Below are 26,399 nucleotides of genomic sequence, written 5' to 3'. Positions count from 1 at the left end.
AAAGAATATGAGAAAATTTGACACCAGAACCCAATATTTTCGTTATGAAGTGTTGCGCGAGGTTGCGCGTATGGCATGGGATGGCACATTGCTCGAAGGAATTCTGGATATTCCAATGAAGATTATTCCGGGCAAGAAGCCAACGATGCGTTGCTGCGTATTCAAGGAACGCGCGATCGTGAGTGAACAGGTCAAGATGGCAATGGGCGGCAATCCGGACAATGACAATGTCATTGAAGTCATGGAGATCGCCTGCGATGAGTGTCCGGTTGGCGGATATGAAGTCGGACAGCATTGTCGTGGCTGTCTGGCACACCGCTGTGCGGATGCGTGTAAGTTTGGTGCGATCACGATTGATGAGCATCAGAAAGCCCATATCGACAAGTCGAAATGTAAAGAGTGTGGTGCCTGTGCAAAGGCATGTCCGTACAGTGCCATTTCAGATTTTAAGCGTCCATGCCAGCAGGCATGTAAGATTGGCGCGATCACGATGAACGAGGATCAGGAAGCGAAGATTGATAACGATAAATGTATCGCGTGTGGCGCATGCGTATATCAGTGTCCGTTTGGTGCCATCAATGAGAAATCATACATATTACAGGTCATCAACATGATCAAGGACAGTGACCATGGCAAGAATTATAAGGTCTACGCGGCGGTTGCACCTGCAATCGCGGGACAGTTTATTTACGCGAAGCGTGGACAGGTCATCAGCGGAATCAAGGCGCTTGGCTTTGATGAAGTTGTGGAGGTTGCGCTTGGTGCAGATATGACAACCTGGCATGAATCACAGGAGCTGCGGGAGAAGGGTATGCTGACGAGTTCATGCTGTCCGGCATTTGTATCCTATGTGGAGAAGAACTTCCCGGATATGCTGCCGTATGTATCTTCTACTTTGTCACCGATGGCGATGATCGGTAAACATATTAAGGAGCAGGATCCGACGGCGAAGGTCGTATTTATCGGACCGTGTACCGCAAAGAAGATGGAGATCCGCAAGGAGACGGTTGCACCGTATATCGACAGTGCACTGACTTTTGAAGAGTTGCAGGCAGTGCTTGACAGCCGGGAGATCGACATCACGACACTGGAAGAGGAAAGTCTGGAGAATGCTTCTTACTTTGGACGTATCTTTGCTCACACAGGCGGTCTGAGCAGTGCTGTGAAGCAGGGAATGAAAGAACAGGGTGCAGAGGACTTCGAATTGAAGCCGGTTGTCTGCGATGGTATTGAAGAATGTAAGATTGCGCTGTTGAAGCTGCGCAGAAATATGTTGGATGGAAACTTCATGGAGGGCATGGCATGTCAGGGTGGCTGTGTCAACGGAAACGGAAATCTGACGCATATGGCGAAGAGCCGTATGGATGTTGAAAAATATGGTAAGGAAGCTGCTGATAAGACGATTGAAGGTGCGATATCAGAGTTTCACCTGCAATAAAATGTAACAGGGGGAAAAACCGTGGATCAAGTACAGGAAAGTTATGACGAATTTAATTTGAATTTCAGAATAGAAGATACCGTGATCGTAAATCAGACAGAGATGGAAGGATTTAATGCATTTTTCCTTGGAAACCAGTCCACCTGTCAGCAGAGTGTTGTAGAGGGCGTGCGTGTTCTGTCTTACAAGATTCCTGCAACGTTGCCGCTCGGTCAGTTCTTGAAGAAGCAGTTGTACAAGGGCGAGTTTCTTTCGATCTTGTCGAATATATTGAATCAGTTGTTGTATTTTGAAGACCGCAATATGCCAATCAAGAAAGTACTTCTGAACACGAAGTATATGTATATTGAACTGTCCAATCTGCATGTACAGTTGATCTACATGCCGATTGAGAAGGAATTTACAGACTGCAATGTCTGTGAGTTTGTACAGAATTTCATCAGCAAGATCCGGTTTGCAGATATGCAGTGTGTCAATTGTGTTGACCAGATCCTGCATTATTTGGATAGCCGGTTAATGTTCTCTTTGCGTGAGTTCTATACATTCATTATTGAATTGCAGAAAGAAGATATTTTGAAGGATGATATTGATCTTGGCGAGGGCGAGACAACTGTCTTACAGCAGATGAGTTACAACAATATCACTCCATATCTCGTTCGTTCCAGAACGAACGCGCTGATTCCGATTGAGAAGACAGAGTTCTTAGTAGGAAAGTCTTCGGAATGTGATTATCAGATTCCAGATAACCGGAAGGTAAGCCGGAAGCATTGCAGTTTCCGTATCAGCAATGGAGAATGTTATATCCGTGATGAGAACTCAACAAACCATACTTATGTGAATGGAAAGATGATCCAGCCGGGATTTGATGTCATGCTGAAAAATGATGACTATATCCGTATGGGTGATGAAGAGTTTAAGTATTGGGTACGATAATTTAATACGCTTTCTCATTTTAGAGCTGCATGATGTGTGAACGTCATGCAGCTCTCCCTTTTTCAGATAGTAAATTTTCACTCACTTATTGCAGAATGCAAATAATAAATATATAATGAAACTTGTATGTTGATTCAAAAGATGGGGGTGCAAAAGATGCAGCATGAATATAACGTTCTTAAATTCATAAAAGCAGATGTATGCACAACCGTTCACCCGATAAGAACAAATGTTCTTCGGGGGGGGGTACTGCTTAGACGATAATTTACTGCAGAATGCAGTTTCTTTGCAGTCACTGAGAAATCAGGATACAGCATCATTATTTCCATTTCAAAATATCAGCAAACGGAAAAAACTTCATAGAGACATAGTACGAGATCAGGCAGAACAGGGATGCAGGAGCAGTCGATGTGTGCGTGGTGTTTTTTGCGTGCAATTTTTTGGGTGGAAGGGATAAAAGAAAGGGAGGAAAAAGATGCAAAAAAGAAAAAGAAGAGCATCGGTATTGGCTGTGTTACTCGCACTTTTGTGCGTGATCTCTAGTATGTCGGTGTTCAAAGTAGACGTGAAAGCGGAAGAATCTGCTATGAAAACAGAAGATGGAAGATTCGAATATGTGGAAGACACGGAAAATGGCGGATATATGATTTATGATTATTTGCTGAATGAAGATGCCGTGGAGATTCCCGCAGAGATTAATGGAAAGCCAGTTACATCGATTGATCAATATTCGTTTTATCAAAAAACAATGACGAGTGTCACGATTCCAGATACTGTTAAGAAAATAGGGAAAAGTGCGTTTTACGAATGTAAAAATTTGAAAAACGTACACATTCCAGATAGTGTAACAGATTTAGAACCACGCTCATTTGGCGATTGCGATGAATTAACATCGTTCAATATTCCGAAGGGAATTACAGAAATCCCGGCATATGCATTTGAATGGGCTAATATTACATCACTTGACATTCCAGACAATATCACAAAGATTGGTGAAGGTGCATTTGGATTTTGTAAAAATTTGACATCATTAACAATTCCGGACTCTGTGACTGAGATTGATGCAAAGGCATTTCAGAGCTGTAAGGGATTGAAGTCGTTTGAAGTACCAAAGAATGTGACGAAGCTTAGCGGAAATGCATTTATGAGCAGTGGAATTACAACGCTTACGGTTTCACCTGAAAACCCTGTATATGATAGTCGTGATAATTGTAATGCAGTCATCGAGACAGATACGGATAAGCTGATAATAGGAATCTATGGAACAAAAATCCCAGAAACGATAAGAACGATTGGAAGTCATGCGTTTGAAAGTAGTCATGAGCTGAGTACACTTGAAATCCCTGTTGGTGTGACAACCATTGAAGACTATGCATTTGACGAATGTGGTAGCTTAGCGAATTTGACGATTCCAAAGACGGTAAAAAATATTGGCAAAAATTTATGTTGCCAAACAAGATGGAATTCTGACTTAGGACATTCTGTAACGTCAGTAAGTGAATTTTTAACCATTAACTGTGTAGAAAATAGTGCTGCTCATAAATATGCACAGGAAAACGGTTATCATTTCAATTTAATCAGTGATGATGACGAAACGATTTATGCAGATGATATAAAAGTAATTGCAGATGTAGATGAGACAAAATTGAAGGTTGGAGACACCTTTAAAGTAACAGGAACGGTACTTCCGGAAAATGCAACAAACAAAGGTGTTAACTATCTTAGTGCAAATCAAGATATTGTTACAATAGATTCGAGAACTGGTGAAGCAAAGGCAGTTGGAGTAGGAAAAACTTTTGTATTAGCCCGTTCGAATGATGGAAAACGTACACAACGTTTTTATGTAACAGTTACAAAGGCAACTCCGACCCCAGATCCAGATCCAACTCCAGATCCAGATCCAACTCCAGATCCAGATCCAACCCCAGATCCAGATCCAACCCCAGACCCAGATCCAGATCCGACACCGACGCCAGATGTTACAACCCGTTATACAACCCACGTACAGACCTACGGCTGGCAGGGTGACGAGAACAACACAAGCAAGTGGTTTACGAATGGTAGAATGGCTGGTACTTCCGGGCAGGCAAAGCGTCTGGAGGGTATCAAGATTTCCGTCAGCGGAAACGTAAACCTTGGCATCCAGTACACAACTCATTGCCAGAGCTACGGCTGGTTACCTTGGTCGGCAAATGGCGAGATGAACGGAACCGAAGGCGAGGCAAAGAGACTGGAGGCAATCAAGATTCAGCTCACAGGCGCTGATAAAGAGAAGTACGACGTTTATTACAGAGTGCATGCACAGTCTTACGGCTGGCTTGGCTGGGCGAAGAATGGTGCACCATCCGGAACTGCTGGTTATGCAAAGAGACTGGAGGGTATCCAGATTGTTGTCGTAAAGAAGGATACATCGGCACCGGGATTAAATTATGCAGGAGTGAATGCAACTTCTGGCGTACATCAGGCAAAGAGTTATATTGCAAAGGCTGGTTCTTCACCGGTGGTTGGAAATCAGGCAACGTCTAATACCAACCCAAGTGTGGCAGGTGAGAGAAATGTAAATATTGCATACCGGACACATGTACAGACATACGGCTGGCAGGGATGGAAGTACAACGGACAGATGAGTGGTACTTCTGGACAGGCAAAGAGACTCGAAGGCATCAACATCAAGCTCACGAACAAGCCATACAGTGGAAGTATTGTCTACACCACCCATGTACAGACCTATGGCTGGCAGGGAAATGAGAACAATCAGAACACATGGAGACACGATGGACAGATGAGTGGTACTTCCGGAGAGGCAAAGCGTCTGGAAGCAATCCGTATCAATCTGACTGGCGAGATGGCAGCGCATTACGATGTTTATTATCGTGTACATGCACAGACCTATGGTTGGTTGAACTGGGCAAAGAACGGTGAAGCAGCAGGAACTGCAGGACTTGCAAAACGTCTGGAAGGTATCCAGATCGTGCTTGTACCGAAGAACGGCAAGGCTCCAGCAACGAGATATCAGGGTATTACCAGTGTGAGAACACAGGCATATATCAAGAAATAATCAATAATAGAAATATAGAAAATGGGTTCCATGAAAGATCTTTCATGGAACCTGTTTTTTATTCGTTCGACAGATAATGCCGCATGGATTTTAAAGCATTTTTTTCTAATCGGCTGACCTGTGCCTGTGAGATCGCAATCTCATCGGCAACTTCCGTCTGTGTTTTACCTTCAAAAAAACGCAGGCGGATGATATTTAATTCCCGCTCGTCGAGCCGTTGCATCGCTTCCTGTAAAGCAAGCGACTGCACCCAGTTTTCTTCTTTGTTCTTTTTGTCTTTGACTTGATCCATCAGATATAAGACATCCTGCCCCTCCTGATATATTGGCTCAAACAGGGACATTGGTGTGGCAATCGCATCTAAGGCGGTCACAATATCTTCTTTTGGAAGCTCTAATTCTTTGGCAATCTCGTCAACCGTTGGTTCGCGGTCGTTTTTCTTTGTCAGGATATCCCGCGTGTAGATTGCTTTGTAGGCGATGTCCCGGAGCGAGCGCGAGACACGGATCGTGTTGTTGTCGCGCATGTAGCGGCGGCATTCACCGATTATCATAGGTACAGCGTAGGTACTGAATTTGACATCCAGTGTCTGATCGAAATTATCCAGTGCTTTGATCAGCCCGATGCAGCCGACCTGAAAAAGGTCATCGGAGCTTTCGATGTTGTTGCCGGAGAACCGTTGGATCACACTCAGAACAAGTCGGAGGTTTCCACGGATAAATTCTTCTCTGGCACTTTTATCCCCTGCGTTCATGCGGGCGAAGAGTGCCCGCTTTTCATCCTCAGAAAGCAGTGGGAGCTTGCTTGTGTTGACTCCACAGATTACTACTTTATTTCCAGCCATAATTTCGTATCTCCTGTAATCCTTTTGTTCACTACTAGAAAGGATTTACAAATCTGTGGAAAGCTATACAATTTTTGGTTTCCAGTTTCTGGCTATATGGCAAAGAATCTGTAAAAAATACCAATTTTGCATAAATCCTTGCCAATTTTGCATAAGTGTAAAAAATGCCATTTTTATATGCTATGATACGAACAATGGGTAATCCCAGAAACAAAAATAAAAAGCTGAGAGGAGAGAAGCGTATGCAAAAATGGAAAGTTTGCAAGAAGTTGATGGCGGTCATACTGACACTCTGTATGGCGCTGCCGTTGATTTCAAACCAGTACCTGGTTGTACGGGCGGAAGAGACCGGAACCGGGACAACGACATCCTATATGGATGTAGATGATTTACAAATTGGAACGAACAAGGTGAGGTGGGAAAAGGAAACGGTTTCATACCCTATTTCAAATTCTGAAACTTCTACATGGACAGGAAAGGTGTTGCATATAGACAAATTAGATGATGAAAGTTATACTTTGAAATTTAAGTATGATGGGGATACTTCAAATCTTGTTTATGAGGTAGACATGTATAGTTATGAAAATGGTTGCATGATTCCACATGGTTCCATCATGGTAATAGGACTTGGCAGTGATGAAGGGTATTGCTATCTGCAAGGTGGATATGAATATTGGATAAATATTAGGAATGATCTTTATTCTGAAGATCAGACGGAAGAAAATGATATTACAGTAGAATTGCAAAAAAACACGCAATATGAAGAAAGTGACATTACAGAAGTTACTGGTGCATTAGAAGAAAACATAAAAGTAACCGATTATATGCTTGGAAGCTTTAAGGGAACAGAGATTAACGGAAAAATGTACAAGATTACATTAAGTCCAGATACTAAAGTAAAAATACAGGCATTTGGTTTTGATGATGATGCACTGAGCATTAATGTATTAAAGAAAAATGATAATCAATTGGAATATGCAGGCATACAAGACAATTATTTGGAAAATTTAACTGATCAGGAAGCAACTTATTATATCTATTCAGGATATTATGGATGTATGCAGGAATTTAGAGTTGTATTTGGAGAAATAATAAAACAAACTACGCCAATTGATATTGACAAAGCTACAGTTACAGATATTAAGGTAGGTGAAAATTTTACTCTTAGTAAAGAAAAAAAACAGCGATTGAAATATGATTATTTGCAATATCGAGATACAACAAAGGATGCGTCGACTATAACAACAGAAAAAAAGGAGGCACATTGGGCAAGATTGTGTGTTCCGGAAGGGTGTGTATATGAAGTAATTATTCCAAAAGGTAATATTACTATGATGAAATATGATTCAAATTGGAATGTATATGAAAGATTAAATCTTGAATATGGAAATTCTGGGGATTATTGGGAAGCTACAGAGGGAACATATTATTTTTATAGTACGAACGACAATGAAGCTAATATTTCCGTTACCGAACTTTCGGATGTGTCAACAATAAAAGAAAATGCCGTTGAGATTACAGAAGAAAATGTAAAAAATGGTCAGGTTGAGCATGAAAATGGTTCAAAGTTTTATAAGTATTGTTCAGCAATGCTGGATGGAAAGGCAAATTATCAGGCATCGCTTGGAGTTTTATATAAAATTACGGTTCCTGCAGGAGCGATATATGTAGTTGATGGAACAGTTGGTTATGCAATTGTGTATGACAGTGAGTTTAATTATGTAACCAATAATGGAAAAATGGAGAACACATCAAATGAAGCGAAGTCTTATTATGTATGGAAAGTAACTCATTCATATGATGAGAATGCCAATATGCAGATTAAGACGATCACTTCAAAATTGGCTGAAGAAAAAACAAATGCCACTTTGTTACAAGTTGGAACATCTGAAACATATCAATACGATGATTCTGATGACACATATATAAGCATGCTGGCTTACAATTATGGGGAAAGTACATATGTAATAGAGAATGCTAAGGTGTACGCGGTTGATCCAGGAATTTATACATTAAATGTGAAATCAGATAATCCAGATGTAAATGCAAAATTATATCTTTTTGAAACAGATGATTTGCATGTACATACAGGGGATTTGCTAGATTATGAATCAGGTTATAGTACAAAACTGAATTTGAGTGAGGAAAAAAATGTTCCAATCAAATTGTTGAACAAAGGATATCTTGTGATTTCAGGAGATGCAAGTCATCTGGATTCATCAATCGTACTTACTTTAAATAAGGACGAGGATAATCGCCTGTCTCAAAAGACAGATGAAATTTGTGAAATTTATAATGGAGAAAATGAGTGTATTAGTGAGCATGATATATATACGGTTGTAACTGCAGGAGACGGGTATAACATTTACAATCAGTTATCTGGAGTATGGTATAAGTATAATTTGGATGCCTATACAGAGGTTGAAATTACAGTTCCATTAAGCGGAGAAATGTATGTGTATTCAAATCCAGAAGAACCAGCAATTAGATATATTGAAACATATGGAGGAAGTTATACATATAAATATAAAAATGAAGAAATGACACCATGTGAATTGTATATATGTGTACAGCAAAATCCGAGTTATACGCCAGCGGTAAATGTTATTACCGTGGATGCATATAGCTTGGCTGGCGATATTACTCTGAAACAAAGTCAGGCAACAGAACTCAAGCCGGGGAGCTTTACAACATCGAAAGATGGGGTTGACTGGGTAATGATGCCAGATGATTATGACGAGAATGGATATATAAATGAAGTACGTTCAAGGGGAAAATTGTATAAGCTTTCAGTAGATTCAAAAAGCAAAGTTGATATTAAATATGATGATTCGGATTTATCGGTATTTGACGATTTATTAGAACTTCCTTTTGCAAGAGGAAATAAAGAGGTTGTATTTAACAATTTGTCAAAGGACACGAAGGTCTATTATATTTGGATCACCGGAGAGAATGACGATGTAACAGGAACAGTTGAAATAACGCCTTTGGAGAAAAGAGAAAATGGAAATAAAATAGAAACAACAATTCCGTCAACAGGGACAACGACTGTTACAATCGAAGAGGATAAGAACTCAAACGAAGCAACAATAAAGACTTCATCTACAGAGGATAAGGGTATTTCTTCAGAAGCAATCGAGGAAAGTATAAAAATAGCAAATCAGTACAATTCGGATAACGAAGGTGAGACAAAGATAACAAGCATTCAGACTTCTTATACAGATGGTGCGCAGGCAACCGTATCTTCAGATGTATTGAACAGCTTGAAGGATGCAGAAGTTTCTCTGGAGGTCAGCAAGAAAGCATCGGACGGAACGATAGAATATACATGGAGCTTTGATGCAGACTCCCTGAAGGAAACGGATGTCACAAGTGGCGTGAATACGAAGCTGGAAGTGTTTGAGGATGCAGAAGGCTATGAGGATCAGAAGGTAGTCGATGAATTGACTGATCCAGATGCAACGAAGTGTGTAGTGGCATTTGCACATGATGGTAAACTTCCAAAGAATACGAAGGTAACAATCGCAGTTGGTGACCAATATGCAGATGGAACTACGGTTTATTACTACCATATCAACAAAGAGACAAATATATTAGAACCGATCGACAGTGTTGTAGTAGAAAATGGCATGGTTACATTGGTACTTAGCCATTGCTCTGATTATGTAATATGCGACAAGAAGGTTTGTAAGCATGAGAAAACAGAAGTCAGAAACGCAAAGAAAGCAAGCTGTACAGAAGCAGGCTATACCGGTGATACTTACTGTGTAGACTGTGACGCAAAGCTTGCAACAGGTGAAGTAATCGCTAAGAAAGATCACACATCCAGCGACTGGATCGTAGATAAGGCAGCAACCGTCGATGCAGAGGGAAGCAGACATAAGGAATGTACCGTCTGCAAGACCGTTCTTGCAAAGGAAGCAATCGCAAAGCTTCCAGCACCAACACCGACGCCAGAACCAGTTGTAATACCGGATGTGACAATCCGTTACACAACCCATGTACAGACTTTTGGATGGCAGGGTGATGAGAACAATGCAAACAAGTGGTTTGTAAATGGTAAGATGGCTGGTACAAGTGGCAAGGCAAAGAGACTGGAAGGCATCAAGATCCGTGTTTACGGAAATGACAACCTTGGAATCCAGTACACAACCCATTGCCAGAGCTACGGCTGGCTGCCTTGGTCCGCAAATGGTGAGATGAACGGAACTGAGGGTGAAGCAAAGCGATTAGAGGCAATCAAGATCCAGCTTACAGGCGCAGATAAGGATAAGTACGATGTTTATTACAGAGTGCATGCACAGTCTTATGGCTGGCTTGGCTGGGCGAAGAACGGTGCACCATCTGGAACCGCAGGCTATGCAAAGAGACTCGAAGGAATCCAGATCGTGGTAGTGAAGAAGGGCGCAGCTGCACCGGGTGTCAACTACGCAGGTGTTAACGCAGCATCTGGCGTACATCAGGCAAAGAGTTATATTGCAAAGGCTGGTTCTTCTCCAGTGGTTGGCAATCAGGCAACTTCAAATACAAATCCAAGTGTGGCTGGAGAGGCAAATGTCAATGTTGCATACCGCACACACGTACAGACCTTTGGCTGGCAGGGATGGAAGTATAACGGACAGATAAGTGGTACTTCCGGACAGGCAAAGAGACTCGAAGGTATCAATATCAAGCTTACAAATAAGCCATACAGTGGAAGCATTGTTTACACAACCCATGTACAGACTTACGGCTGGCAGGGAAATGAAAACAATCCAAATACTTGGAGGCGCGATGGAGATATGTCTGGTACAAGTGGAGAGGCGAAGCGTCTCGAAGCAATCCGTATTGCACTGACTGGCGAGATGGCAGAGCATTACGATGTATATTACCGTGTACATGCACAGAGCTTTGGCTGGCTTGGCTGGGCAAAGAACGGCGAAGCAGCAGGAACCGCAGGACTTGCGAAGAGACTGGAAGGAATCCAGATCGTGCTTGTACCAAAGGGTGGTAATGCACCAGCGAGAAGCTATCAGGGTATCACCAGTGTGAAAACACAGGCATATATCAAAAAATAAGCAGTAAAAACAGGGCTTCGGGGAGTGAAATCCCCGGAGCTTTTTTTGTCTAAAATATTGAAAGTAAGGGAAGAATGTGCTAAAATACCTAAGTTTGTTGTAGTTGAGTATGTATATAGAGATGAGGAAAGAGATATGCAGATTACAAGAGAAGATGTAAGAAACGTAGCAATTATCGCCCATGTCGATCATGGTAAGACAACCCTCGTGGACGAACTGTTGAAGCAGAGTGGTGTATTCCGTGACAATCAGGAAGTCGCAGAGCGTGTCATGGATTCGAATGACATCGAGCGAGAGAGAGGTATCACAATCCTTTCTAAGAACACCGCAGTTACTTATAAGAATACAAAGATCAACATCATTGATACGCCGGGTCATGCTGATTTCGGTGGCGAGGTAGAGCGTGTCTTAAAGATGGTAAATGGCGTTATCCTCGTGGTAGATGCATTTGAAGGTGCGATGCCACAGACGAAGTTCGTGCTCAAAAAAGCACTGGAACTGGATCTGAACGTAATCGTGTGTATCAATAAAATCGATCGTCCGGAGGCAAGACCGGCAGAAGTAGAAGAGGAAGTATTGGAGCTTTTATTAGAGCTTGATGCAAATGAGAAGCAGCTTGACTGCCCATTTGTTTACGCATCCGCAAAGGCAGGTATTGCATCCCTTTCACCAGATGAGCCGGGTACAGATATGCAGCCATTGTTCGAGACGATCCTGAAATATATTCCGGCACCAACCGGTGATCCAGATGCAGGTACACAGATTCTGATCAGTACGATTGATTATAATGAGTATGTTGGCCGTATCGGTGTAGGTAAGGTGGATAATGGTACGATCAAGCTGAATCAGGATGCAATCATCGTAAACCATCATGAGCCTGACAAGTACCGCAAGGTAAAGATTGGTAAGTTATATGAGTTTGAAGGCCTGAACAAGGTGGAAGTGAACGAGGCAGGTATCGGCTCGATCGTAGCGATTTCCGGTATTTCAGATATCCACATCGGTGATACAATCTGTTCACCGGATGATCCGGAACCAATTCCGTTCCAGAAGATTTCTGAGCCTACGATCGCCATGCATTTCATGGTAAATGATTCACCGCTCGCAGGTAAGGAAGGAAAGTTCGTTACTTCCCGTCATCTGCGTGACCGTCTGTTCCGTGAGTTAAATACTGATGTTTCTCTGCGTGTGGAAGAGACAGACACGACTGAGAGCTTTAAGGTATCTGGACGTGGTGAGCTGCATCTGTCTGTATTGATCGAGAACATGCGTCGTGAGGGCTATGAGTTCGCAGTAAGTAAGGCAGAGGTTATCTATAAGGAAGATGAGAAGGGCAAAAAGTTAGAGCCGTTCGAGATTGCAGTCATTGATGTGCCAGATGAATTCTCCGGTACCGTTATCAATATGCTGAATCAGCGTAAGGGTGAGCTGCAGGGTATGGCACCAACTGGAAATGGTACAACGAGACTGGAGTTCTCAATTCCATCCCGTGGACTGATTGGTTTCCGTGGTGATTTCATGACCGCTACCAAGGGAAATGGTATCATCAATACGATGTTTGATGGTTATCAGCCATACAAGGGCGATATGAATTACAGAAGTCAGGGTTCTCTGATCGCGTTTGAGTCAGGAGAGAGTATCACATATGGTCTGTTCAATGCACAGGAGCGTGGAACACTCTTTATCGGACCGGGCGAGCAGGTCTACGGCGGTATGGTCGTTGGACAGTGCGGTAAGGCAGAGGATATCGAAGTAAATGTCTGCAAGAAGAAGCAGCTTACGAATACACGTGCATCCGGTTCCGATGATGCGCTGAAGCTGACACCTCCAAAGATCCTTTCTCTGGAGCAGGCACTGGATTTCATTGATACTGACGAGCTTCTGGAGATCACACCGAAGTCCATCCGTATCCGTAAGAAGATTCTGGATCCAACACTTCGTATGCGTGCAAAGCGTGCAATGCAGTCGAATTAATCTGTCGAAAACCATCATATTAAAAAACAATGTGAGAAATCCGTTAAATTTGTGCAAAATTGACGGATTTCTCTTTATTTTTTGTGGAAGATTTATGCGCGGTGTGATAAAATAAAAAAGACGGAGCGGAATACATAGGAGATGTGTATTTTGCTGAAAAATAACAGGAGGAGGTTACTATGGGTTTAACAATATGGCTGATTATAACTGTGATACTGATCGTGGTTGAGATCATTACACTCGGACTTACGTCCATATGGTTCGCAGGCGGTGCATTTGTGGCAGGACTGATCTCGCTGACCGGTGCACACTGGTTGGTGCAGCTTCTTGTGTTTGCGGTTGTGTCGACGTTGCTTTTTGTGTTTACCCGGCCATTTGCGGCGAAGCATCTGATGAAGAATGTGGAGAAGACGAATGTAGACAGTCTGATTGGAAAAGAAGGAATCGTCAAGCAGGAGATCAACAATCTGGAGGCACAGGGTGTTGTGAAGCTTTCGGGCATGGAATGGTCTGCACGTTCCGCAGATGATTCGAAGATTGCTGCGGGAGAGAAGGTTCTCGTGCAGAGCATCGACGGCGTGAAGCTCATCGTGACGAAGAGCACACAGGCATAGGATAGTATAGAAGAGTTGATTGAAAAAGGGAGGCAGAAAGATGAATGGAGCACAGATATTAGGTATTTTTCTTGTAATTTTGGTTGTTGTAGTGATTTGCAGTTCTATACGTGTTGTACCACAGGCACATGCATATGTCATTGAGCGTCTGGGAACATACAATACGACATGGTCAGCAGGTCTGCATTTGAAGACGCCTTTGATTGATAAGGTAGCACACCGCATTTCTATGAAAGAGCAGGTTGTTGATTTTGCACCACAGCCGGTAATCACAAAAGATAATGTTACGATGCGGATTGATACAGTCGTATTCTTCCAGATCACAGATCCGAAGTTGTTTGCATATGGTGTGGAAAAGCCAATCATGGCGATTGAAAATCTGACAGCAACAACGCTTCGAAATATCATTGGTGAGCTGGAACTTGACCAGACTCTGACATCGAGAGAGACGATCAATACAAAGATGCGTGCGACTTTGGACGAGGCGACAGATCCTTGGGGTATCAAGGTCAACCGTGTCGAGCTGAAGAATATCATTCCACCGGCAGCTATTCAGGATGCGATGGAAAAACAGATGAAGGCAGAGCGTGAGAGACGTGAACAGATCCTGATTGCAGAAGGTGAGAAGAAGTCCGCAATTCTTCGCGCAGAAGGACAGAAGGAGTCTCTGATTCTTTCCGCAGAGGCAGAAAAGCAGTCCGCAATTCTGCGTGCAGAGGCGACAAAGGAAGCAACCATCCGCCGTGCCGAAGGTGAGGCAGAAGCAATCCTGAAAGTACAGCAGGCAAACGCAGATGGTATCAAGTTCCTGAATGAAGCTGCACCAGATCAGGCGGTTCTTACATTGAAGAGTCTTGAGGCATTTGCCAAGGCAGCAGACGGAAAAGCAACGAAGCTGATTATTCCGAGTGAGATTTCCGGTATTGCAGGGCTTGCGTCTTCCCTGACAGAGATTGTGACGAAAAATAGTGAGTCGTAGACAGGAGGAAGTTTTGAATGAGTGATAAGGCATCTGCACAACAGGATTTACTAAAGGAGCTATACAACTACAGTGCAACTATCATTCCCGGAACGGAGACACTGATTGCAGAACTCAGACACAACCGGCAGTCCGATACGGACGAGCTGTTCAATCTGGTGATTCAGGGAATCAATTGGGAGATCGAAGTGTTTAATAACTGTGAGGATCTGATTAACCGGGATGAACAAAGAATTGACAAAGGCAGGATGGCGTCCGCAGTCGGACGCCTCGGCAAAGTGCTGCAGGAAAAGGATGATATTAAGCTTGCAGCGTCTCTGGAGGTGGACTTTTTACCGTTCTTAAAGGCGATGAAACGTGTTGCAGAGACGATGAATGTGTAAAAAAATGTAAAATTTAGTATTATTTACCATTCCAATGAGCTTTTTTAAGAAAAAATTATAAAAATTGCCTAAAAGTGTTTCACTTTTTTAGGTTTAATGCTATAATACAAACATATTATGCTAAAAGGGGTGACATTATGATTAAAAAAGAAATGATAGCTATGCTTTTAGCAGGCGGACAGGGGAGTCGTCTGGGCGTTTTGACTTCTAAGCTTGCTAAGCCGGCGGTTGCATTTGGTGGAAAATATAAGATTATCGATTTCCCACTCAGCAACTGTATTAATTCGGGGGTTGATACTGTCGGCGTGTTGACACAGTATAGACCACTCCGGCTCAATCAGCACATCGGTATCGGTATCCCATGGGATCTGGATCGAAGTATTGGTGGTGTAACCGTACTTCCTCCATACGAGAAGAGTGCAAACAGCCAGTGGTATACAGGTACTGCGAACGCAATCTATCAGAATCTTGAGTATATTGACTACTACAATCCAGACTATGTACTGATTCTCTCCGGAGATCATATCTATAAGATGGATTATGAGGCGATGCTTGACTATCACAAGACAAGCAAGGCCGATATCACATTGGCAACCTATCAGGTACCAATGGAGGAAGCAAGCCGTTTCGGTGTTGTTATCACAGACGATACCGGATGTATTCAGGAGTTTGAAGAAAAACCGGAGCATCCACGCAGCAACAAAGCGTCTATGGGTATTTACATATTTAACTGGAAGGTGCTTCGTGAGGCTTTGACAGCACTGAAAGATCAGCCATCCTGTGACTTTGGTAAGCATATCATTCCATACTGCCATGAGCGTGGAAGTAAGATCTGTGCTTACGAGTACAAGGGCTATTGGAAGGATGTAGGAACACTTGGTTCTTACTGGGAAGCAAATATGGAGCTCGTTGATATTATCCCAGAGTTCAATCTCTACGAGGAGTTCTGGAGAATTTACACAAAGAGCGATCAGCTTCCACCACAGTACATTGATCCGGAAGGATCTGTGACAGAGAGTATCGTTGGTGAGGCAACGGAAGTTTACGGTACTGTACAGCATTCCGTTATCGGTTCCGGCGTTACGATCGGAAAGGGCGCTGTAATCAAGAATTCCATTATTATGAATGGTGCAGTGATTGGTGACGGTGTCGTTATGGACAAGGCAATTATCGCAGAGGGTGTTCATATTGGAGACAACGCAGAACTTGGTGTCGGCGAGGAAGTTCCAAATGAACTTGCACCACATATCTACTCATATGGTCTTGTAACAATCGGAGAGAATTCCGTAATTCCGGCAGGCGTTAAGATTGGTAAGAACGTTGCCATCTTTGGTGAGACAACCATTGACGAATATCCGGATGGATTGTTAAAGAGTGGGTCTAGTATTATAAAGGCAGGTGAGTAGAATGAGAGCAATCGGTATTATTTTAGCAGGTGGAAATAGCAGCAGAATGGGAGAGCTGTCTGCAAAGAGAGCAGTTGCAGCTATGCCAATCGTGGGAAGCTATCGTGCAATCGATTTCACACTTTCCAACATGACAAACTCCCATATCCAGAAGGTAGCTGTTTATACACAGTATAATTCACGTTCGTTGAACGAGCATTTGAATTCTTCCAAGTGGTGGGATTTCGGTAGAAAACAGGGTGGACTTTATCTGTTTACACCAACGATCACAGCGACAAACAGCTATTGGTACAAGGGAACTGCAGATGCGTTGTATCAGAATATCAGTTTCCTGAAATCAGCGCATGAGCCATATGTAGTTATTGCCAGTGGTGATGCAGTGTACAAGCTGGATTATAATAAGGTACTGGAAGAGCATATCGCAACAGGTGCAGATATCACAGTTGTATGTAAGGATATCCAGCCGGGCGAGGATGATATCAACCGTTTCGGTGTTGTAAAGCTTGCAGATGATAATCGTGTAATCAGCTTTGAGGAGAAGCCAATCGTGGCAGAGACAAATACAGCATCCATCGGTGTATATGTTGTAAGACGTCGTCAGTTGATTGAGTTGCTGGAGGCATGTGCTGCAGAAGGCAGAAGCGATTTTGTAAATGACATTCTTGTTCGTTACAAGAACGTAAAGAAGATTTATGCATATAAGCTGGATTCTTACTGGAGAAATATCGGTACGATTGATTCTTACTTCAAGACCAATATGGATTTCCTGAAGAAGGATATTCGTGATTACTTCTTCCGTCAGCATCCGGATGTATATTCCAAGGTGGAGGATTTACCACCAGCAAAATACAATGGAGATGCAGCTGTCAGCAACAGCCTGATCGCAAGCGGAAGCATCATCAATGGTACGGTAGAGGATTCCGTTCTTTTCAAAAAAGTTTATATCGGTAATAACTGTGTCATCAAGAATTCTATTATTCTGAATGATGTACATATCGGGGATAACTGTTATATTGAGAACTGTATCGTGGAGAGCCGTGATACACTTCGTGCAAATACAGTACATACAGGAGATCCAAACGAGATTAAGGTCATCGTTGAGAAGAATTTTAGATACGCATTATAATTTCACAAAAAGAGTTGCGTAAAAGGGGGACTAATATGCAAATCACAGATGTAAGGGTACGTAAGGTTACAAAAGAAGGCAAGATGCGCGCAGTTGTTTCGATTACAATTGATGATGTATTTGTAGTACATGATATCAAGGTAATTGAAGGAGAGAAGGGATTGTTTATCGCGATGCCGAGTCGAAAGGCGTCGGATGGTGAATATCGGGATATTGCACATCCGATCAATTCTGAGACAAGAGACAAAATCCAGAGTCTCATTCTTGAGAAGTATCAGGAAGTAGCGTCTGAGTCTGAGGATGAAGAGTAAAATAGCAAAGGGCTGTTGCGTCTGCGACAGCCCATTTTTTCAAAATAAGTAAGGAGACGTAAGAGGGCATGGAAGAAGAATATAGCGTAAGTGTGACACAATTGATTCAAAAGATGAATCTGATCAATCATACGCCTGAAATTGATACCGATCATATATTGATCAAAGATCCAAATATGAACCGTCCGGCAGTCCAGCTGGCGGGCTTTTTTGAACATTTTGATTCCGCACGTATTCAGATATGTGGAAATGTAGAGTTTGCGTATATTTCGAATATGCATACAGAGGAAGAGAATATCCAGATATTTGAGAAGTTATTTGCATTCAAGATTCCGTGTCTGATCTTCTGTCGTAATATCAAGCCATATGATTATATCATCGAGACCGGAAAACGATGTGGAATCCCAATTCTGACTGATACTTCCGAGACGACGTCTGACTTCGTGCATGAGGTTGTAAAGTGGCTGCATGTGGAGCTTGCACCGCGTATTTCCATTCATGCGGTTTTGCTGGACGTATATGGTGAGGGTGTCATGATTACCGGAGACAGTGGCCTTGGTAAGAGTGAGGCGGCTCTGGAGATGATTCGGCGTGGACATCGTCTTGTATCGGATGATGTTGTAGAGATCAAGAAGGTTTCGGATGAGACGCTGATCGGTACGGCTCCGGATATTACGAGACATTTTATCGAGCTTCGAGGAATCGGAATTATCGATGTCAAGAGTATGTTCGGTGTAGAGTGTGTCAAGCATACACAGAGCATCGACCTGATCGTGAATCTGGAAGAGTGGGATAAGGATGCGAACTATGACCGTCTGGGACTGGAGGATCAGTATACAGAGATTCTCGGAAATAAGATCGTCAGTCATTCGATTCCGATTCGACCGGGACGAAATATTGCGGTTATCGTAGAGGCCGCAGCTGTCAACCACAGACAGAAGAAGATGGGATACAATGCGGCTCAGGAATTGTATAACCGTGTAACACAGAATATAGCGAAAAATTCACATAATGTCTAAGAGAAATAAGGAGGATATAGAGGAAGATGGCAAAGTATGTATTTGGTGTAGATATCGGAGGAACAACAGTTAAGATCGGACTTTTCACAGCAGAAGGAACGATGGTTGACAAGTGGGAGATCACAACACGCACCGATGAGGGCGGAAAGTATATCTTAGGCGATATCGCAGCATCCATCGAGGATAAGCTTGCAGAAAAGCAGATTGACAAGAGCGAAGTAAAGGGTATCGGAATGGGTGTTCCGGGACCAGTCAAGGCAGATGGAACCGTTCTTCGTTGTGTAAACCTTGGATGGGGAATCTTCAATGCAGCAGATGAGTTATCCAAGATTATCGGACTTCCAGTCAAGGTTGGTAACGATGCAAATATGGCAGCGCTCGGCGAGATGTGGCAGGGCGGTGGAAAAGGCTTCAGTAACATCGTTATGGTAACACTTGGAACCGGTGTTGGCGGCGGTATCATCTTAGGCGGAAAGATGCTTTCCGGTGTGAATGGTGCTGGCGGTGAGATCGGACATATTCAGGTGAACGATGATGAGACAGAGGTTTGCGGATGTGGCAGAAAGGGTTGTCTGGAGCAGTACACATCTGCAACTGGTATCGTAAGAATGGCAAATACATTGCTCAACACAACGGATCGTCCATCTGCACTTCGCAACGTACAGTATGTATCTGCAAAGGAAGTGTTCGATGCAGCAAAGCAGGGCGATGAGCTTGCAGCTGAGATCGTAGACAGACATGGAAAGTGCCTTGGCAAAGCATTGGCACAGATCGCATGTGTGGTTGATCCAGAGGTTTTTGTTATTGGTGGCGGTGTATCCAAGGCAGGTACGATCATCACAGATACAACAGAGAAATATTTCAAGGAGTATGCATTCCACGCATGCAAGAACACGAAGTTCACACTTGCAACACTTGGAAATGATGCCGGTATGTATGGTGGAGCCTGTGCGATTATGAACGATTAGTGATGCCTAATCGTGAAAATGACGAAGGGAAGCAGTTTTCCTTAGTATTTTTCTATATATTTACACATTGAATAAATTTTGCCCATAAGCTATGATAAAGCAGAGCTTATGGGCTTTTTTATGTTTATTTTTGTGAGGAACGTATGAGTTTGAAGATAGAAGAGATTAAAATATTGGAGCAGGAGCCGATGTGCAAGCATACGACATTTCGCATTGGCGGGGCGGCAAAGTATTTTTCAATGCCGAAAAATACGGCTGAAATCCAGACATTGATCGCGTATTGCAAGGAACACAAGCTTGATTATTGTGTACTTGGAAATGGAAGTAATGTCCTGTTTACAGACGCCGGATATGATGGCTTGATTATCCAGATTGGCAGTGCCATGAGTGAAATCCGGGTGGATGGGACTTCCGTGTATGCGCAGGCAGGAGCGATTCTGGCGCGCGTGGCGAATCTGGCATATGAGGCGGGACTTACAGGCATGGAGTTCGCTGCAGGTATACCGGGAAGCATCGGTGGCGCGATTGTGATGAATGCAGGCGCCTATGGTGGTGAGATGAAGGATATCGTATCGTATGTGGAGGTGCTGTCGATGGATGGCACACTTCGAAGCTATGCTTGTGATGAGATGGAGTTTGCTTATCGCCATAGCATCATCGATGCAGATAAAATCGTGGTTGGTGTCGGACTGACACTGGAACACGGAGATAAGACAGCAATTCTTGACCGGATGAATGAACTGGCGGAGGCGAGACGAAGTAAACAGCCGCTCGAATATCCGAGTGCAGGATCGACGTTTAAACGTCCGGAAGGGTATTTTGCAGCGAAGCTGATTGATGACAGTGGATTGCGTGGATACCGGGTCGGCGGTGCGATGGTATCGGAGAAGCATTGTGGGTTTGTTGTGAATGTGGAACAGGCAAGCAGTGCAGATGTGCTGGCAGTGATGCAGCATGTGCAGGAAGTTGTAAATGAGAAGTACGGTGTGATGTTGGAACCGGAGGTAAGAATAATCCGATGAGATTTGTAATTGTAACAGGAATGAGCGGAGCAGGAAAATCAACGGTGTTGAAGATGTTAGAAGATATGGGGTTCTTCTGCGTTGATAACCTTCCGGTCATGTTAATTGAAAAATTCGCAGAGATTGCGCATGATGATAAGCTTGAGGTCGACAATGTCGCTATCGGTGTGGATATCCGAAGCGGGCAGGCACTCGGTGAGATGTCCGTGTGTCTGGAGACTTTGAAAAAGCGTAACTTTACTTACGAGATTCTTTTCCTTGATGCCAATGAACCGGTGCTTGTAAAGCGATATAAGGAGACGCGAAGAGCGCATCCGCTGTCCAAGCATGGCAGGATCAACGAAGGCATCGTCAAGGAACGCGAGAAGATCGAGTTTTTGCGCCAGCGTGCGGATTATATTATCGATACGAGCAATCTGCTTACAAGAGAGTTAAAGCATGAGATTGAGAAGATATTTGTGGAGGGCAAACAGTATAATAACATTATTGTGACTGTGATGTCCTTTGGATTCAAGTATGGAATCCCGAGAGATTCCGACCTTGTATTTGACGTACGTTTTTTGCCGAATCCATATTATGTTTCGGAGCTTCGCCCGCAGACAGGAAATGATAAACCAGTCTCTGATATGGTGAAGGATTGCAAAGAATATCCGGCATTTATGGAGAAGCTCACAGATATGCTGGAGTTTCTGATTCCCAATTATCTGAAAGAGGGTAAAAATCAGTTAGTGATTTCCGTGGGATGTACCGGAGGAAAACACCGCTCTGTGACAGTGGCAAATGCACTGTACGAGACATTGGAGAAGCTTCCGTATACGGTACGTCTGTATCATAGAGATATTGGCAAAGACCGTATTGTGAAAGGGGAGTAGGTATGTCGTTTTCATCAAAGGTGAAAGCGGAACTGCTTTCCCATATCAGCACAGGCAGACATTGCCGGATGGCAGAGCTTGCTGCTATGATCGCAATGTCCGGTGAATACCGGGATGGTGTCTGGACGATGCGCGGGGAAAACACGATCTTACAGGAGAAAATCACGAAGCTTACTGCACTTCTGGATGTGGATATTAACACACCAGAGGGCAGACAGATGTTAAAGCTGACGGATCATGGAGATTATCTTTCGGTGAATCCGATTCTGGTAGAACGGAATTGCTGTAAGCAGGCATTTATCCGCGGGGCATTTCTGGCAACTGGCTCCCTGACTGATCCGGAGAAGGGGTATCATTTCGAGATCGTCTGTGACCATGCGGAACAGGCGGATATGTTAGCCAGACTGATTCGTGATTTTTCAATCGAACCGAAGCAGATCCAGCGCAAAAAATATTATGTGGTTTACATCAAGGATGGATCAATGATCGTTGATCTGTTAAATATCATGGGGGCGCATGTGTCCCTGATGGATATGGAAAATATACGCATTTTAAAAGACATGCGCAATTCCGTCAACCGGCGTGTAAATTGTGAGACTGCGAACTTAAACAAGGTTGTGAGTGCTGCCGTCAAGCAGATGGAAGACATCACGTATATTGAACAGACAAAGGGATTAAAATATCTTCCAGAGCGTTTGCGGGAGATCGCAAGTCTGCGTATGGAAGAACCGGATACGAGTCTAGTGGAGCTTGGTAAGAAATTAAATCCACCGCTTGGAAAATCCGGAGTCAATCATAGATTGAAAAAAATAAGTGATATAGCCAATGAGCTAAGGAGGAACCAAAATGATCAGTAAGACAGTCGTTGTGAATTTACCAGCAGATGCAGAGGCAAGACCGGTGGCCGTTCTCGTGCAGATTGCAAGCAAGTATGAGAGTAAAATTACAATCAATTCTCAGAACCGGAGAATCAATGCGAAAAGCATCATGGGAATGATGAGCCTTGGATTCGGTAACGGGGATGCGCTTGAAATCGAAGCCAATGGACCGGATGAGGAGGTTGCTGTCGAGGAAATGAAAAATTATATTGAATCTGTCAAGTAGTCTTTGTTGCATAAGAATTTTAACTATGTTATTATATAAATAATTATGCAGGGGGAAAGACCACAAAGGAGGATATCAGATGGGAAAGCTTAGCAGTTTTTTTAGCAAGATTCCGTTTTTGTCCGGTCTTGGCGGCAAGAAAAAGTCAGCCAAGAGCAACGTAGAACTTCAATATGATAAGGCAATCAACCTGATGGAAAATGGAAATGCCGAGGACGCCGTAGAGATATTCGAAAAGATTGTAGATATTGCAATCATGGATCCGAATTATAAGAATTTCGGTACGGATGCCTTGAAAATATTAGGGGAGCTGTATGAGACCGGAAAGTATAGCAACTGTATTGTCGATGTGGATTTGAATAAGGCGACACAGTACTATGAGAAATATACGAATTTGAGTAAGGATGGCGAGATGATCTACAAGCTCGCACAGATGTTGTTGGATATTCAGAATTTCTCAAAGGCGATTACATTCTTTGAGAAGGCAACGGAGTGTGGTATCAAGGCAGCGTACATGAATCTCGGTAGTATCTATGAGAATGGTCTAAATCGTATCGATCAGTATGGAAACAAGAGTGATTTTGTCGTACCGGTGGATTACGAGAAGGCAATGTCGTGGTACAAGAAGCTTGCAGATATGGGAGATACGAAAGCAAAGGCTGCGTATGACCGTGTCGATTATGCAAGTCAGCATACAGACAGTATTGAGTTCGAAGAGAAGGACAAACTGTATACAGAGATTGCAGAGGCAAGACGTGCGAAAGGCAAGGAACCAAAGTATAAAGCAATCGATCCGGCACGTTTGCAGTATCAGTACACCTATGTACATAACCAGATTGATGGTTATATCCACAAGCTTCCTAAGGACTGGGTAAAGACCATCAACAGCGATACGGACGAGGAATATTATGCACCAAGCCTTACTTACAAGGATTTTGCGATGTATGTAAGCTATGACAGTATTCCAAGAGATTCCAAAAAGACATTGGAGAATTATCTTCGTTATTGCAACGATGCATTTGACGAGGAATTACAGTTGAAAGCATACATCACAGAATATGCAGATGGTATCTGCACAACGTTCTACCACAAGGAGATGGAAAAGGGTATTGTAACCTTTGCGTTCTATCAGGGTAAGCGTCTTGCATGTATGCGTTTTGTATGTGCATCCATGGAGATCATCGAGCAGTACGAGGAGATCATTTTCGAGACAGCGAACTCGTTCGCATTCGTTGATCCAACCCTGGTTAGTGACCAGAGCTTGAACCGTAAGGATAACCAGTATTATAGTGAGGCATTGTACTGCTATTACTTAGAGGACTACGAGGGCGCGATGGCGGCTGCAAAGCAGGCATTGAAGCTTGGTAGTATTAAGGCAAGTTATCTGTTGATCGAGCTGTATTACGATGATGATTCACCGTATAAGGATCTCGAGAAGACGATCAGTTACGCAAAGCAGTTGTTTGATGCGACGAAAGATCCGGATCTGGCATTCCTGCTTGGTAACATTTACGATCAGAAGATGAAGGATTACATGAAGGCACTCAACTGGTACGAGACCGCACATCGTCTCGGTCATCGACGGGTTGCATTCTATCTCGGACGTTTTTATTACTATGGTGTACTTCGTACGAAGCGTGATGGTATCAAGGCGTTAGAGTATTTCAAGGAAGCGCAGGCAAATGGTATTCTGGAAGCAGAAGCTTATATCAAGGATATTCAGGAGCTTGGCAACGAGGATTTGCAGCGTTCTGTGGAGACATGGGAGCGTTCCGTAGAAGCCGGAAGCGGACAGGCAGCTTTGAAGGTTGCCTTGTACAAGCAGAGTCAGGTGTTCTACATTGCAAATTCGTATGAGATTGAGAAAGCATTTTTGGAAGCCCTTGGACTGGGAAGCTATCAGGCTGCTTATGAGCTTGGTAAGATCTACCAGCAGCAGGAGGCAGATGAGAATTATCGTGGCGAGATCAAGAGTATCAAGTACTTTGAGAAAGCTTACGACAATGGATATGAGGACTTCGATAAGGACAACCTGTTCAAGGTCATCGAGTATAAGGCTGGCAAGACAAGCGATATGAGCAAGCAGATCGAGTTTTATATGCAGAGTGCTAAACAGGCATATGTCCCTGCCGTGAAGAAGATTGTTGAGATGGTAGCGTATATCACACCGGATATCGTAGACTTGTATCGTGAGTTGTGTGAGATTGCGGAGACCGGTGATGACAGCGCGATTATCTCTATGAATATGTTGGAGAAGAAGTATACAGACCTTGTTATCAAGCAGCCAACGAGTGGACAGAAGGTGATCGAGAACAAGTTCTTCCGTCTGTGCGTTCCGAAGGAGAGTACAGCCGTAATCAACGACGAGGGTGGTACGATCAAACTTGCAGATTCCGTTGTAGAATTTGCAGTTGCTGAGATGCCAGTCAGTGCAGATCAGGAGGAAGATTACCTGAAGATTTACAAGCTGATCCTGTCTGAGTACCTGCCGGATGAGAATGCAGAGATTATCATTGCGAACTCCCGTATGATCGGTTCCGGTATGCGTGAGACAAAGAACAACGTACATTCTTACAGTATCCTGTTGATCAGTTCAAAGAACCAGTATCTGTTCAAACTGAGCTCCAGAGATCGTCGTGAGATGATGATGTTCAAGGATAAGGTGCTTGAGATTGCGAAGTCTCTGGTTGAGACTGGCGAGATCTATGTTGCAACCGAGGAAGCAAAGAAGAAGATTGGACTTTCGTTCCTGCTTCAGTCGAACGACAATGGATTCCTTTCAATCGGAAAAGCAGAATAAGTTTAGAGTTTATGAAACGCCATGCGTTTGGGATTCCCAATTGCATGGCGTTTTTTTATGAGCGAATCCCCGCGCATCCTGTTAATTTTGTATCTAGCCATGTGGTCAACTCATATATGATGTATTGAAATTAAGAAGTTCTAAGATGTTCTGATATAGGTAATAAACATGCACGCAACCGCCGCCAATTCGCCGTCCATGGCTCAGTGGCGGCTTACCTGAACATCGTGTTCAGGTATTGCTGTGTATCAAACAGAACATCAAGAACTTCTAAATTCCAAACATATTATATATGAGTTGACCGCATGGTTAGATACATTTTATTAAATTGGTGTGCGCGGGTGTTTGCAAGGGAGAAAACCCACGTCGTGGGTGCAGGAAGAGAAAAACAAGCGTGAAAACCCACCCCGGAAGCTGATTGATGGGGAGCGGAGAGAAAACTGGGCGTGAGGAGAAGGATATGAGCGGAAAAAACCACGTCGTGGGCGTAG

Annotated in this window: 19 protein-coding genes; 18 read left to right on the top strand and 1 reads right to left on the bottom strand. The window is 43.4% G+C overall.

The window, feature by feature from the left end; all coding sequences use genetic code 11:
* Positions 1-7: 7 nt before the first annotated feature.
* From AAAT93_RS08025 to AAAT93_RS08015, 3 genes are all read left to right on the top strand, one after another.
* Complete coding sequence (locus tag AAAT93_RS08025) at positions 8-1,438, top strand: 4Fe-4S dicluster domain-containing protein (protein WP_118373872.1); 1,431 nt, start codon at positions 8-10, stop codon at positions 1,436-1,438.
* 21 nt (positions 1,439-1,459) lie between these two features.
* On the top strand, positions 1,460-2,371 hold the full coding sequence (locus AAAT93_RS08020; RefSeq protein ID WP_021984197.1) for an FHA domain-containing protein: 912 nt from the start codon (positions 1,460-1,462) through the stop codon (positions 2,369-2,371).
* 475 nt (positions 2,372-2,846) lie between these two features.
* Positions 2,847-5,429 (top strand): leucine-rich repeat protein, encoded by a 2,583-nt coding sequence (locus AAAT93_RS08015; RefSeq protein ID WP_227572917.1) that lies wholly within the window; start codon positions 2,847-2,849, stop codon positions 5,427-5,429.
* Between the two features lie 58 nt (positions 5,430-5,487).
* On the opposite strand, the gene sigG is transcribed toward AAAT93_RS08015, so the two are convergent.
* A complete protein-coding gene (gene sigG, locus AAAT93_RS08010) occupies positions 5,488-6,273 on the bottom strand; it encodes an RNA polymerase sporulation sigma factor SigG (RefSeq protein WP_021984198.1) in 786 nt (261 codons plus the stop codon).
* A gap of 242 nt (positions 6,274-6,515) precedes the next feature.
* Here sigG and AAAT93_RS08005 point away from each other — a divergent pair, with 242 nt between their 5' ends.
* The 15 genes from AAAT93_RS08005 (at position 6,516) to AAAT93_RS07935 (ending at position 25,908) form a co-directional block, all read left to right on the top strand.
* Complete coding sequence (locus tag AAAT93_RS08005) at positions 6,516-11,330, top strand: hypothetical protein (protein WP_227572916.1); 4,815 nt, start codon at positions 6,516-6,518, stop codon at positions 11,328-11,330.
* A gap of 135 nt (positions 11,331-11,465) precedes the next feature.
* Positions 11,466-13,304 (top strand): translational GTPase TypA, encoded by a 1,839-nt coding sequence (gene typA / locus AAAT93_RS08000; RefSeq protein WP_117781276.1) that lies wholly within the window; start codon positions 11,466-11,468, stop codon positions 13,302-13,304.
* A gap of 179 nt (positions 13,305-13,483) precedes the next feature.
* Positions 13,484-13,918 (top strand): NfeD family protein, encoded by a 435-nt coding sequence (locus AAAT93_RS07995; RefSeq protein ID WP_021984201.1) that lies wholly within the window; start codon positions 13,484-13,486, stop codon positions 13,916-13,918.
* 40 nt (positions 13,919-13,958) lie between these two features.
* A complete protein-coding gene (locus AAAT93_RS07990) occupies positions 13,959-14,897 on the top strand; it encodes an SPFH domain-containing protein (RefSeq protein ID WP_021984202.1) in 939 nt (312 codons plus the stop codon).
* A 17-nt stretch (positions 14,898-14,914) separates the two neighbouring features.
* The gene (locus AAAT93_RS07985; protein ID WP_021984203.1) at positions 14,915-15,280 is read left to right on the top strand and encodes a hypothetical protein; all 366 of its coding nucleotides are present in this window, start codon (positions 14,915-14,917) and stop codon (positions 15,278-15,280) included.
* 137 nt (positions 15,281-15,417) lie between these two features.
* Positions 15,418-16,686 (top strand): glucose-1-phosphate adenylyltransferase, encoded by a 1,269-nt coding sequence (locus AAAT93_RS07980; RefSeq protein ID WP_021984204.1) that lies wholly within the window; start codon positions 15,418-15,420, stop codon positions 16,684-16,686.
* 1 nt (position 16,687) lies between these two features.
* Positions 16,688-17,812, top strand: a complete 1,125-nt coding sequence (gene glgD / locus AAAT93_RS07975; RefSeq protein ID WP_021984205.1) for a glucose-1-phosphate adenylyltransferase subunit GlgD — start codon at positions 16,688-16,690, stop codon at positions 17,810-17,812.
* Positions 17,813-17,847: 35 nt separating this feature from the next.
* Entirely contained in the window at positions 17,848-18,123 is a 276-nt protein-coding gene (gene spoVG, locus AAAT93_RS07970; protein WP_021984206.1) for a septation regulator SpoVG, read from the top strand.
* Between the two features lie 68 nt (positions 18,124-18,191).
* Complete coding sequence (gene hprK / locus AAAT93_RS07965; RefSeq protein WP_021984207.1) at positions 18,192-19,142, top strand: HPr(Ser) kinase/phosphatase; 951 nt, start codon at positions 18,192-18,194, stop codon at positions 19,140-19,142.
* 26 nt (positions 19,143-19,168) lie between these two features.
* Positions 19,169-20,110, top strand: coding sequence for an ROK family glucokinase (locus AAAT93_RS07960; protein ID WP_021984208.1), 942 nt, complete (start codon positions 19,169-19,171; stop codon positions 20,108-20,110).
* A 143-nt stretch (positions 20,111-20,253) separates the two neighbouring features.
* On the top strand, positions 20,254-21,132 hold the full coding sequence (gene murB / locus AAAT93_RS07955; RefSeq protein WP_117781278.1) for a UDP-N-acetylmuramate dehydrogenase: 879 nt from the start codon (positions 20,254-20,256) through the stop codon (positions 21,130-21,132).
* Positions 21,129-22,004 carry an RNase adapter RapZ gene (gene rapZ, locus AAAT93_RS07950; RefSeq protein ID WP_227572915.1) on the top strand — a complete coding sequence of 292 codons (876 nt, stop codon included), beginning with the start codon at positions 21,129-21,131 and terminating at the stop codon, positions 22,002-22,004. The genes murB and rapZ overlap by 4 nt, the downstream gene beginning before the upstream one ends.
* Before the next feature lie 2 nt (positions 22,005-22,006).
* Complete coding sequence (gene whiA, locus AAAT93_RS07945) at positions 22,007-22,861, top strand: DNA-binding protein WhiA (protein WP_021984211.1); 855 nt, start codon at positions 22,007-22,009, stop codon at positions 22,859-22,861.
* The gene (locus AAAT93_RS07940; protein WP_021984212.1) at positions 22,851-23,108 is read left to right on the top strand and encodes an HPr family phosphocarrier protein; all 258 of its coding nucleotides are present in this window, start codon (positions 22,851-22,853) and stop codon (positions 23,106-23,108) included. Before whiA ends, AAAT93_RS07940 begins: the two co-directional genes overlap by 11 nt.
* A 79-nt stretch (positions 23,109-23,187) precedes the next feature.
* Positions 23,188-25,908 (top strand): tetratricopeptide repeat protein, encoded by a 2,721-nt coding sequence (locus AAAT93_RS07935; RefSeq protein ID WP_021984213.1) that lies wholly within the window; start codon positions 23,188-23,190, stop codon positions 25,906-25,908.
* The last annotated feature ends 491 nt before the right edge of the window (positions 25,909-26,399 follow it).

It is taken from the genome of Coprococcus hominis (ex Arizal et al. 2022) (assembly GCF_040094675.1).
GTDB classification, from domain to species: domain Bacteria; phylum Bacillota; class Clostridia; order Lachnospirales; family Lachnospiraceae; genus Coprococcus_C; species Coprococcus_C hominis.
Note: the sequence above shows the minus strand (reverse complement) of the source record. Positions and strands in the feature narration are given on the sequence as shown.

Bases quoted from the DNA above. Each gene is read 5' to 3' on its own strand.
- AAAT93_RS08025 (WP_118373872.1), top strand. From the start codon at position 8: ATGAGAAAATTTGACACCAGAACCCAATATTTTCGTTATGAAGTGTTG.
- AAAT93_RS08015 (WP_227572917.1), top strand. From the start codon at position 2,847: ATGCAAAAAAGAAAAAGAAGAGCATCGGTATTGGCTGTGTTACTCGCA.
- sigG (WP_021984198.1), bottom strand. From the start codon at position 6,273: ATGGCTGGAAATAAAGTAGTAATCTGTGGAGTCAACACAAGCAAGCTC.
- AAAT93_RS08005 (WP_227572916.1), top strand. From the start codon at position 6,516: ATGCAAAAATGGAAAGTTTGCAAGAAGTTGATGGCGGTCATACTGACA.
- typA (WP_117781276.1), top strand. From the start codon at position 11,466: ATGCAGATTACAAGAGAAGATGTAAGAAACGTAGCAATTATCGCCCAT.
- AAAT93_RS07995 (WP_021984201.1), top strand. From the start codon at position 13,484: ATGGGTTTAACAATATGGCTGATTATAACTGTGATACTGATCGTGGTT.
- AAAT93_RS07990 (WP_021984202.1), top strand. From the start codon at position 13,959: ATGAATGGAGCACAGATATTAGGTATTTTTCTTGTAATTTTGGTTGTT.
- AAAT93_RS07985 (WP_021984203.1), top strand. From the start codon at position 14,915: ATGAGTGATAAGGCATCTGCACAACAGGATTTACTAAAGGAGCTATAC.
- AAAT93_RS07980 (WP_021984204.1), top strand. From the start codon at position 15,418: ATGATTAAAAAAGAAATGATAGCTATGCTTTTAGCAGGCGGACAGGGG.
- glgD (WP_021984205.1), top strand. From the start codon at position 16,688: ATGAGAGCAATCGGTATTATTTTAGCAGGTGGAAATAGCAGCAGAATG.
- spoVG (WP_021984206.1), top strand. From the start codon at position 17,848: ATGCAAATCACAGATGTAAGGGTACGTAAGGTTACAAAAGAAGGCAAG.
- hprK (WP_021984207.1), top strand. From the start codon at position 18,192: ATGGAAGAAGAATATAGCGTAAGTGTGACACAATTGATTCAAAAGATG.
- AAAT93_RS07960 (WP_021984208.1), top strand. From the start codon at position 19,169: ATGGCAAAGTATGTATTTGGTGTAGATATCGGAGGAACAACAGTTAAG.
- murB (WP_117781278.1), top strand. From the start codon at position 20,254: ATGAGTTTGAAGATAGAAGAGATTAAAATATTGGAGCAGGAGCCGATG.
- rapZ (WP_227572915.1), top strand. From the start codon at position 21,129: ATGAGATTTGTAATTGTAACAGGAATGAGCGGAGCAGGAAAATCAACG.
- whiA (WP_021984211.1), top strand. From the start codon at position 22,007: ATGTCGTTTTCATCAAAGGTGAAAGCGGAACTGCTTTCCCATATCAGC.
- AAAT93_RS07940 (WP_021984212.1), top strand. From the start codon at position 22,851: ATGATCAGTAAGACAGTCGTTGTGAATTTACCAGCAGATGCAGAGGCA.
- AAAT93_RS07935 (WP_021984213.1), top strand. From the start codon at position 23,188: ATGGGAAAGCTTAGCAGTTTTTTTAGCAAGATTCCGTTTTTGTCCGGT.